We start from the raw sequence: 9,111 nt of genomic DNA, 5'->3' as shown, positions 1-9,111 counted from the left end.
CTATTGCAATCAGCCCTCTGGAGCCGGCATAGGCTTGGACCGGCAAGCGTCCAGATTCACGCGGGATCGAGCTGCCGGCCTTGGTCGTCAGCCGTCCAGATCAATCAAAGCGACACCGAGGTCCGGACGTTTGCTGCGCCGCGAGTGTCGGGCGAACGATGCCTTCTAGCAGATGGCCGCCCCGCATGCTGCCGTCGCTCAAACCAAACACCGCGTGGACATGAAGGCTGGGCTTGCCATCTTCGCCAAGCGCAATGTTGCCTATCGCGCTCAGGACCTCGCATTGTTCATCAATCGGGATTTTGCGTTAGGTATTTGCGTTCAGATCAAACCAGCCCACGGTCCCTCGTTCGAAAGCGCGCGCTCAAAGAGGCACTGCCGATCTGCTGGTTGACCGCGAAGGCAGTGAGCGCTGCAAACGCTTCTTCGCCAGGATCGAGCACCAGGACGAAAGTCCTTTGTCCGCTGGCCTTGTTGACGAGCTGAGATTTCATGCTTGTTTCCCATCGTGATGGCCTGGCCGGCCTGAGCGCTCTTCGTCCAAGGTCAATGAACTCGATTTTCGGCATTCCGTTTGCGGGTAGCTGCACCCTTCTTTGCAGACTCCGATCGGCTAGCGGCTGACCTTGAAGCTCATGCACTACCGCCACTTTCGCCGCCCTTGTGGGTCGCTGGCTGACCTGTGTGTTTGCCGCGGCCGGAGCCGCCTTCTTTCTTGCCGCCACCATCGTCCTTATTGACGGTCGCCCATGCCCTTCGTTCAGCTTCGTGCTCGGAGAACGCTTTTCATAACCCTCGGCAATATGATCGGCCTTGCGTTCCTGCTTGTCGGTGTATTTCGATTTGTCGCCGCGCGGCATGGCCGTATCTCCTATTGGGATAGGGTCTGAACGAAAAGCCGGCGCGGGAGTTCCAACTGACACTCGAATAAGCCAGTGACATGCCTGACACTCGGCTACCGTTGCGTTTTTTGGGGCCGGCGGTCTCTCTTCATCAGGCCTGCCGTCAGAAGATCGAGACCGGTTACCGACCGCTGCTGGCTACGGCCGGCCTATCGCAGGAGCCCCTCAGCCTCAAACGTGTCCCAGCCGTCCAAGTTTGGCTGCGGCGTATTTGCTCGGCGCCCTTCCTTCGCAAGTGCCGCTTTGCCTTTGCTCACGCGCGTCAATGCAGCCTTGGCGGCCCCGCGCCGTCTGTTGTCGGCGATCTCTCGCGCATCCTGCTCCCGCCAGACGACCGCCTGGTCACGATCGAGGAGGTCCTCGATGTACCGGGGGTCGAAGACGTGGAAAGTCACGGCCTTTGATCGTCCGCGCACCTTCACCGTGCGCGTGCCGATGCTCTGCAGTCGTCCGTCTTTGAGCCACTTGTGCCGCTCGCGCGAAGAGATCGTGAGGACATCCTCTGCCTCGCGGGGAAGCACGGGCAGATTTTCGATCCCCTCTAGCGTCTTGAAGATCTTCGCCGAGGCTGCCTTGAACTCATTTGCCTCGGTCTCGGGCATACGCAATGCAATGCGCCCAGTTTCAGCCTTGATAAACTTCCTCACCGGCCACGGCAGACGAGCCCTTATTTCGCGTTCGATTCCCTTGGCACGCACTGACGAGCCAATCGTCATTGATGGCAGTAGCGGCCACTCGGCAATTAATGAAAGAGAGGTGCTCATACTGGACGTTTTCCGACCAACCTTCGATCTCGGACGAGCCTAATTTAACTTGGCTTCCGCTTTCCGGTTCCTCAATTTGGCCGTTGGCGCTACATTGAGATAGAGCTAGCGCCTAGGCTGGCCGAAATTCTTGTCGCGATGATAGTAGGAGCCTAAAGAACAAACCGCTCGAACACGAGCCGGAAGGCTGCAGCCCAGGCCTCAAAAGCATCTCCCACATTGGGCCAGGCCGAGGGCGCCTCTTGTGCACCAAATGACTGTGTGGCCACGACACCGCTCCATGCTTCGACTGAACACCTGTCGGCCAAACGAATTAAGGGAGCCCTTCGCGGGCGGCACAGCCGGTCTGCTTACTCGAGATGGCACAGGTTTTTGCAGGCCGGGTCATGCGCCGATGAGGGAGCAGGGCGATTGCCGCTGATGAAAACGCCCATTAACAGGAGCGGCTGGCGGCGGGGCTTCACTACGATGGCGATGCGTATTTACCGGGCGAGTAAGCCGACCAACTGCAGTGACAAAACTTGGTCGGTCCGCTTTCGCAGCAACTGGGCGTTGGCGATCTTCCCGCCGGTTCACTTAATATTTCAACTGGAACGGCCTGTCAGGCGGCTCGTTGCTTTTCTGAGATCCAAGCGATCTCGCAACGCTAACGACGGAGGAAAGTCTCATGCCTAATCAGGGTGGTAGCCGCGAAAATTCGGGTCAGCAGGGTCGGAAGAACCAGGGCGACAATAACAGCAAGGGCGGCGACAAGCAGCAGGAAGCGCAGGAAGGCAAGACCAAGCAGCAGGGCGGCGAAAATCGCGGCGGCAGCGGAAACTTTGCCAACGACCCCGAGCGTGCTTCGGAGGCGGGCCGCAAGGGCGGAAAGTCCTGATTTTCTACTTCTAAGAGAGACAAATGAAATACGGCCCGTCGGCGTGTGGCGGGCCGTATCGGCATAGAGCCAGAGCTTTGCACTGTTCGGAATCGAAACGATAGGCATTCGTCTTTAGCCACTCCCGCGGCACTAGCTGAACGGGATCCGACTGCATACGCCTTGGAAGCGTACCGACGCCTGGAGACCAGATATCTCCAGCGATCTACTGCTCGTTTCCTTGGCCCGATCTCGACACCCACGAGCCTAGCGTCCGGGCTTCACCAGATTACCGACCGATCTCGYCGATGCGCGCCCGGCCGGTAAGCGCCATTACCACCTCGAGTCCCGGCGAAGCAGGTTGACACAATGGGCTATGCCCTCTCGGCGCCATCCGTAGACATAGGGCGGCCAATCATGACTGCGCTTGCCCCTAGGGCAATCGTCTTCAAAACGCCGGTGCCACGCCCAAAATCACGACGTCTGTTGGCCCAGCCGCTGAGGACGTACGTCGCCTCAAGACGCTCGCTCCATAGGTCCAGCGCCTTCCAGCTGGCGATGTCCCGTATACAAAGGGGAGGGCGGTCCTGTGCCTATCCGCTTTGTCGCCTATCTCGGCCCAGTCGGCAATCTAGCTTCAGCTTTGTTTAGCGTCGCTGGCTGTTACGGAGTGGTCCTAGACCAACCGCTTTCGTGTGCACTATGTGTGCAATGGGAACTTAGATATAGCCGGGTGGCCTTCCGTTAGGACGGAATAATCGTACATTGGGCTACGTTTGGGCGGGTGTGTCAGGCCAAATTGCTCAATCTTTCCAACCGGGCATCGGACGGACTCAATGTGAAAAAAGATAATGAAATGAATAAGATAGAGAGAAAAATTGCTGCGGCTCCTATGATGGATGGGGGCAGATTCACGAAAACGAGCCGCATCGGCAGGCCGAGGCTGCGGCAGCGATAGCGCTTCGCACCAGTGTGCTTGCGCCACTGGTTAGACCGATTGCCAGGGTGACGGTAGACCTTGCCCACGCCCTCTCTCCCCCTTGGGAGAATGCTTCCATTCGGGGATTGAGTCCATCCATCAGAGATCGCTAGATCGGAGCAGGCTGGAGGGGTTTGATGCGCGATCGCGAATTAACCGAACGGCCCGGCAAAGGCTGGAACGCCGTGTCCGTGAAGGCATGAGGTCGAAGAGAAGATCGGCAGCGCCTACGAGGCTCGCCGCCATCGTGGGCCCACAAGAACACAGCACAGCCAAAGAGAGGGTTGGCGGCTTTTCCCCCTTATGCCTTTCTGCCGGCGGCACCACATTCTATTCGTCGGTAGCGAGACCGCTGTCACCTTCACAGCGGGCGAGCGATGGAGTGCCTTCGACGGTGAAGACAATTCCGGCGTCCTTCAAACGCTTGGCGCATGGCCGCGATGTTGTGGGGACGCTGTTTCCTAACGCCGTTCTCGAATCGCTGATCGTCATTTCGCCAAGATTGGCTTTTGCGGCAAGTCGGACTCGCGACCAGTTCAGTAGGGATCATGCTGCTCTTAATTGATCTGCTGCGAGTAGGTTGCTGCTGTCCATAAGCACTCAAACATTCAATATGGCTGAAACGTTCCCCTTGACCTTTTTGCGACGATCTGACGACCTGGCACGTGTTGCGCGGCGGCTGATCCGCGATGTCATCCAAAAGGAATCAAGCGAGTTCGGACGCGGTAGCCCTGCCTGAGCCTAGCGCGTCCGAGTGATGCCCTCATCTCCCGTTCGAGCCGCACCGCGTCCTTATGGTCCGCTTAGCACGCGGTGAGCCTGTGAGATATGCTAGCCAGGTAACATGCCGGTGAACGCCGGACGCAACCGACCTGCTATGCTGGTTGATCTCAGCGCACTCCAGAACCTGCCCGCCCGTTCCCATTTCGGGCTTTTCGTTAAGCGGAGAAACTTTTTCCGAGGAGGAAGTTGATGCAACAAGCTGCCGCCGTGGCAGCCCTAATTGGGAGAAATTTCCATGAACCTGAAGATGCTCACAATAGGCGCGGTGGCGCATGCGATGATGACTGATGCTGCACTTGCCGGCAGCAGCACCGGGACGTCCGCGCTCGATGACCCGGCGAAGATGTCGCCGAGCGGCCAGCCCGCGCTGTCACGCTGTGGGTCGGTCTATGGTCGATAATGCCTGACTCGCCTTCAGCCTTGCCGCTGGCGTCGTGCTGGCGCTGGCGTGGCCCTTTTAGAGATCGCTGGGGCTTGCTCTGGCGCCGCCGTCGGCTGCGGATGGTACCAGCGACGTCGGCTTACCCGAGGGCGCGAAGGCGCGGACAGGGCAAGTGCGGGCAGAAGGGCTTCCGACTGCTGGACGGTTCCATTGACCCGCAGAGCACGACGCGCAGCACGCCCGCGGCGATGAACTCGACTGGTGGCGCTCTCACGGCATCGACCCGTTCGAGCTCGCCATCAATCTCCGACGCGAGACCAAGAGCTATACAAGATCAATCTGGAGAACTGAGGGCTTTGGAAAGGGCGTCAAAGGTCGTTTCCGTGCCTTTGTTCTAGATCGAAATAGAGAATCTGGGAATCCCCGATTTTTTGGCCGATTTCCTTACGATCAAAACGAACACTAAGCCCATGCTCGACGGCGCATTTCGCAATCAGGTTATCAAGGGCATCCTCCCCGATCGGTGGGGAAATAAGTTGGCGGATCGCTTTGCTGGCAAGCTCAGTAGACACGAAATCGTGGTTCTTCTTCCTTGTTTCGACGTACTGCTCCACCAGAATTTTCAGCCGCCGTTCCGCAATATCCCCTGCGAGCATAACGGGTTAGTTCCTTTCGAAAGTGCGCAGCCGATAAGCGCACACGCATGTCCAATTTGTTGGCCACAGAACGCGCCAGAGCCCCCTGCCGGTGGCCCACGATCGGTAGTCCAAGATGGGAACAACCTTAGTCATCTCTAGCTGTGCTTCTCACATTGTGACGTAACCCTATTATCACTTTCTGCAAACGACGATTGTCGGTGATAACCGGCATCAACATGCTTTTCCGAAGCACGCCGCCAAGCGCCCGACGCCTTAACCATGAGGCCGAAAGTTCCGCCAGGAAGCTTTGAAGTCGGCTTTGCAAGTTCATCGGTACGCCTCCTCCCTTTGCCCTCTCAGATCGAACATCCGGCCACGGTGAAAGTTCCGGAATTATTTTAGCTGAATCTTATTTAATTCGCGAGTGATGGGGAGTCTGAGTGCAATGCGTTCCGACGCCGAGTGGTTGAGGCTCATCAAACCGAATCCTGTTCCAGAGGAGGCGCCGCGGCGATGACTGGCTGCACGAAATCAATTATGACGGCTTCCGCAGGCAGATCATCCTCGATTGGGCCGGCGGCCGCGCATTCACCAAGAATGGGCACGATTGGTCGAAGCGTTTCTGGCCAGTGATCGATGCGGCTGAAAAGCTTCCGGCAAAGTCCTTCGTAATCTGATCAGGTGTAGGCTTGCCGGGCTTCAGGTAAGTTGGGTCTTCGCCCGGCGAGTTTGCCGTATACCAGCCGATCTTGCCTATAAGCCGAGACTTATGCAATATCCGCATCGTTCTCCCACAAAGCGAGGCGCGGCAGGTTTTTTTGGGCGGAACGGTTTGTTTTTCGCCTCGTTTTGCGTCCGCACCTGTGACGCGGGTACGAAAGTTGTTCGACAGCTTTCGGGGGGCAAACTGCAGCTACATCTTATTGGAGCCGATTACACCAGCCTCACCTTCAGCGAGATTGGTTAGCGACGGCGCTCCACAGGTAAAGACAACACCGGCTGCCTCCAATGCTTGTCGTATGCGGGTGAGGCTGCCCGGACCGGGGATTCTGCGGCCGATCTCAAACTCGCGGATCGTGTCTTCGCTAAGGTTGGACTTGGCACCAAGCCGCACCCGGGACCAGTTTAATAGCCCCCGTGCTGCTCGCGTCTGTTCTGCTGTCAGGTTGCGCAAACGACCATCTCCCGCCCGAGGGACCTCTTGTCGACAACAGCGGATTGAGAGGAAGGTTCCAACATCATTTCACCGACCGCTAATGGAACGGAAACGGCTACTCCGCTATTGAATCAAATTCGAGTTGCGGGGAGTTCCGATGCGTAAGGGTGCCGGTGGGGTCCGGTTGTCGTTCATCAAGCCGATGGAGCCCGAGCTGGTTGACGGACCGCCGGAGGGCGACGACTGGAGTCACGAAATCAAGTTCGACGGCTACCGCACCCAAGTCATAAAGGACGAAGACGGCATCCGGCTCTTCTTCACGGTATCCTTCGGTGTGGCAGAAATGGCAGCCGCCGATGATCGAAATATACAAACCGTGTTCGACGGAAACTTGGTCTGCCGCAAGTAGGCTGGACGAAGAACGGCTACGACTGGACCTCCCGATACCGATACCTTGCTGAGGAAGCGGCTTCGATCGACGCTGAAAACTTCATCCTCGATGGTGAAACCATCATGATCAATGAGGCGGGCCTGTCCGATTTCCATGCTCTGCAATCGGCCGTCACCAAGCGTCGGCCTTCACTGGAGCTTTACCTGGTGGCGTTCGATCTTCTGTACATCAACGGGCACGACCTGCGCGACGTGCCGGTGAAGGACCGCCGCGAGATCCTGCAGGAGATGATTCCGGACGCCAGCCGCATTCAATTCAGCGAAGCCATGCCGGGCACCGGCGACGCGGTCTATCAACTCGTCGACCGGGCCGGCCTTGAGGGCATGGTTTCGAAGCGCAGGGATAGCGTCTATCGCAGCGGGCCGACAATGAACTGGCGCAAGATCAAGTGCTATGACGAAAAGGAGATGAACATCATCGGCGTGCAGCGCGAAAGGGGCAAGCCAGCCATGGTGCTCATGGCGGACAAGGGTCGCTATGTCGGCGGGGCCGTTGTCACCTTCAAGCATGACAGGCGCCAGCGGCTTTGGGACCGCGTGCAGGGCAAGGTGGGTGCTCCTGCGGCTGTAGCCCTAGGGAAGAAAAACGCTGAATGGCTCAAGCCTGGCCTTGTGGGCCGCGTCAAGTTCCTGAAAGGCGAGGAGCGGCTGCGGCACGCTTCGCTGCAGGATTTCCGGGAAGAATGAGCAAGCGCGGTATAGTATTAGCCCGTCGCCTATGTGGCGACGGGCCTTAGCCGTACAGGTTGCGTCAGTTGTAGACCTTGACAATCTTCCGGGTGCCCGGGTCTACAAGAACCGTCCGGTTGTCGACAACGACATAGCGRTATTTGACGTTGGGGACTTCACGAAGCTCGACCGTATCGGGCAGGGCTGTGCCGATATTGAGTTCGACGCCGGGAATCTTCACCGATGCCAAGGGCTGCTTCTTCACATACTCATGGATGACCGTATCCTGCTCAGGCGTGATGATAACGTCCTCGGCGGCAGCAGCGCCGATACCTGCCAGGAGCACAAACGCCGCAGCGGCGCCGGTAAGATGCATTCTCATGATTTTCTCCTCGTTCGGCCGGCGCACGACAACATCATCTAAGCCGGCCCACAAACCGAACTTTGCGCGTCCCTAAACGTTCCTTGGCGGGGCTTCGGTCGAGTGCGGGACGGGGCTTAAGTCCGGTCGCGAAACGCAATGGTCTTACCGACAACGTTGCTTGGAACAGCCTGCGTTCACGGATGTTATTCGGAAAAGTTGGGAGAAATCAGTTGGATAGAAGTGTCAGTCAAGCGCGCTGGTTGCGCCGATATTCGGCGCGGCCGTCACCTTTCTCGTGGTCGGAATAATTCTTGGCTGACATTTGCAAGATCGGCGCAGCTACGTCCCTTCCTGCGCTGATAGGGTTCGCTCGCGTCTGCCAGGACGCCTGCGAATCCTCTAACTTCAACGATTCGTATGAGGCGAACGTAATGCTAAGCGACAAAGAGACTCGGTTTTTGGAGGCGGGCATGCTCCTGGCAGTGCCTTTCTGCGTGGCGGTCACCGCGCTGATCGCTGTCTTCGCCTTGGCCAGGCTATGATGGACAATATGGCAGCCTGCCGGCGCGATCTCGAGGCTTGGCAAGTCGGGAACGGGGACAGTTAGCATGAACCGCATCCTGTTCGTCGCGGCCGACTTTCTTTCCCGGCCCCCGGGTTTCTATGTGATGCTCATGGCCATGGTGCTTTGCACTGCGCTTGTGCCTTTCGGGCTGACAAATGCGGTTACCTATGCGCTGTCGGTTGCGGCCATCGTGATCACCGGTGTTGTCCTCATACAGGGCCATCGCGATACCGCCRCCATCCACGCCAAACTCGATGAGATCATCATTGCCCTTGACGACAATAGAAACGACGTTGTCGGGTTGGAGCATGCTGACCCGGAAGAGATCCGTGCAAAGCTTACGAAACTCGAAGAGGAAGCGGCCCGGCCGCTGGGACTTCAGTCTTAGTTGAGCCTTCGCTTATGTGCCTATAACTTGGGCAGTGCGGGGGACAATCCAAAGAAGACTGATCCCGCAGTGGCCGGTGCGGCCGCCCTAAAAGCATCCCACCGTACCGGCCATTCCTCTTGGGCTGGGCAGTGACCACCAACGGTGCACCTGACGAGCTTCTAGCGGCCTTCCTCGATTGAACTCGTGCCCTTGGGCACGAAGAAACACCGCCA

At 58.0% G+C, this 9,111-nt stretch carries 10 protein-coding genes and 2 pseudogenes; 5 read left to right on the top strand and 7 right to left on the bottom strand.

From position 1 onward, the window contains the following. Window positions 1–87: 87 nt before the first annotated feature. The 3 genes and pseudogenes from AC1D0I_RS31755 to AC1D0I_RS31745 form a co-directional block, all read right to left on the bottom strand. Window positions 88–494: pseudogene (locus AC1D0I_RS31755) on the bottom strand (PPC domain-containing DNA-binding protein). Window positions 495–546: 52 nt separating this feature from the next. Next, window positions 547–860, bottom strand: a pseudogene (locus AC1D0I_RS31750) (plasmid stabilization protein). 191 nt (window positions 861–1,051) lie between these two features. Next, on the bottom strand, window positions 1,052–1,666 hold the full coding sequence (locus AC1D0I_RS31745; RefSeq protein ID WP_477344715.1) for a hypothetical protein: 615 nt from the start codon (window positions 1,664–1,666) through the stop codon (window positions 1,052–1,054). Window positions 1,667–2,333: 667 nt separating this feature from the next. On the opposite strand from AC1D0I_RS31745, the gene AC1D0I_RS31740 reads away from it, so the two are divergent. After that, the gene (locus tag AC1D0I_RS31740) at window positions 2,334–2,543 is read left to right on the top strand and encodes a KGG domain-containing protein (RefSeq protein WP_477344717.1); all 210 of its coding nucleotides are present in this window, start codon (window positions 2,334–2,336) and stop codon (window positions 2,541–2,543) included. Window positions 2,544–3,311: 768 nt separating this feature from the next. Here the strand turns inward: AC1D0I_RS31740 and AC1D0I_RS31735 are convergent. After that, complete coding sequence (locus tag AC1D0I_RS31735) at window positions 3,312–3,548, bottom strand: hypothetical protein (protein ID WP_477344718.1); 237 nt, start codon at window positions 3,546–3,548, stop codon at window positions 3,312–3,314. Between the two features lie 971 nt (window positions 3,549–4,519). Between AC1D0I_RS31735 and AC1D0I_RS31730 the strand changes: the two genes are divergently transcribed. Then, window positions 4,520–4,684, top strand: coding sequence for a hypothetical protein (locus tag AC1D0I_RS31730; protein WP_477344964.1), 165 nt, complete (start codon window positions 4,520–4,522; stop codon window positions 4,682–4,684). A 350-nt stretch (window positions 4,685–5,034) separates the two neighbouring features. Here the strand turns inward: AC1D0I_RS31730 and AC1D0I_RS31725 are convergent, their stop codons facing one another. Further along, window positions 5,035–5,322 (bottom strand): hypothetical protein, encoded by a 288-nt coding sequence (locus tag AC1D0I_RS31725; protein WP_477344720.1) that lies wholly within the window; start codon window positions 5,320–5,322, stop codon window positions 5,035–5,037. Window positions 5,323–6,617: 1,295 nt separating this feature from the next. Here AC1D0I_RS31725 and AC1D0I_RS31720 point away from each other — a divergent pair. Further along, window positions 6,618–6,869: a DNA ligase-like domain-containing protein gene (locus AC1D0I_RS31720; protein WP_477344722.1), complete on the top strand. Its 252-nt coding sequence runs from the start codon at window positions 6,618–6,620 to the stop codon at window positions 6,867–6,869. Further along, window positions 6,857–7,597: an ATP-dependent DNA ligase gene (locus tag AC1D0I_RS31715; protein ID WP_477400075.1), complete on the top strand. Its 741-nt coding sequence runs from the start codon at window positions 6,857–6,859 to the stop codon at window positions 7,595–7,597. The genes AC1D0I_RS31720 and AC1D0I_RS31715 overlap by 13 nt, the downstream gene beginning before the upstream one ends. A 64-nt stretch (window positions 7,598–7,661) precedes the next feature. Here the strand turns inward: AC1D0I_RS31715 and AC1D0I_RS31710 are convergent, their stop codons facing one another. Together AC1D0I_RS31710 and AC1D0I_RS31705 are read right to left on the bottom strand one after the other, a co-directional pair. After that, a complete protein-coding gene (locus tag AC1D0I_RS31710) occupies window positions 7,662–7,961 on the bottom strand; it encodes a DUF1236 domain-containing protein (protein ID WP_477344724.1) in 300 nt (99 codons plus the stop codon). A 229-nt stretch (window positions 7,962–8,190) separates the two neighbouring features. Further along, window positions 8,191–8,553 carry a hypothetical protein gene (locus AC1D0I_RS31705; protein WP_477344726.1) on the bottom strand — a complete coding sequence of 121 codons (363 nt, stop codon included), beginning with the start codon at window positions 8,551–8,553 and terminating at the stop codon, window positions 8,191–8,193. Here AC1D0I_RS31705 and AC1D0I_RS31700 point away from each other — a divergent pair. Further along, entirely contained in the window at window positions 8,552–8,896 is a 345-nt protein-coding gene (locus tag AC1D0I_RS31700; protein ID WP_477400074.1) for a low affinity iron permease family protein, read from the top strand. The genes AC1D0I_RS31705 and AC1D0I_RS31700 overlap by 2 nt on opposite strands. Window positions 8,897–9,111: the final 215 nt, after the last annotated feature.

The organism is Mesorhizobium sp. P2_D1 (assembly GCF_056404455.1).
This window is presented reverse-complemented; position numbering and strand designations above follow the sequence as displayed.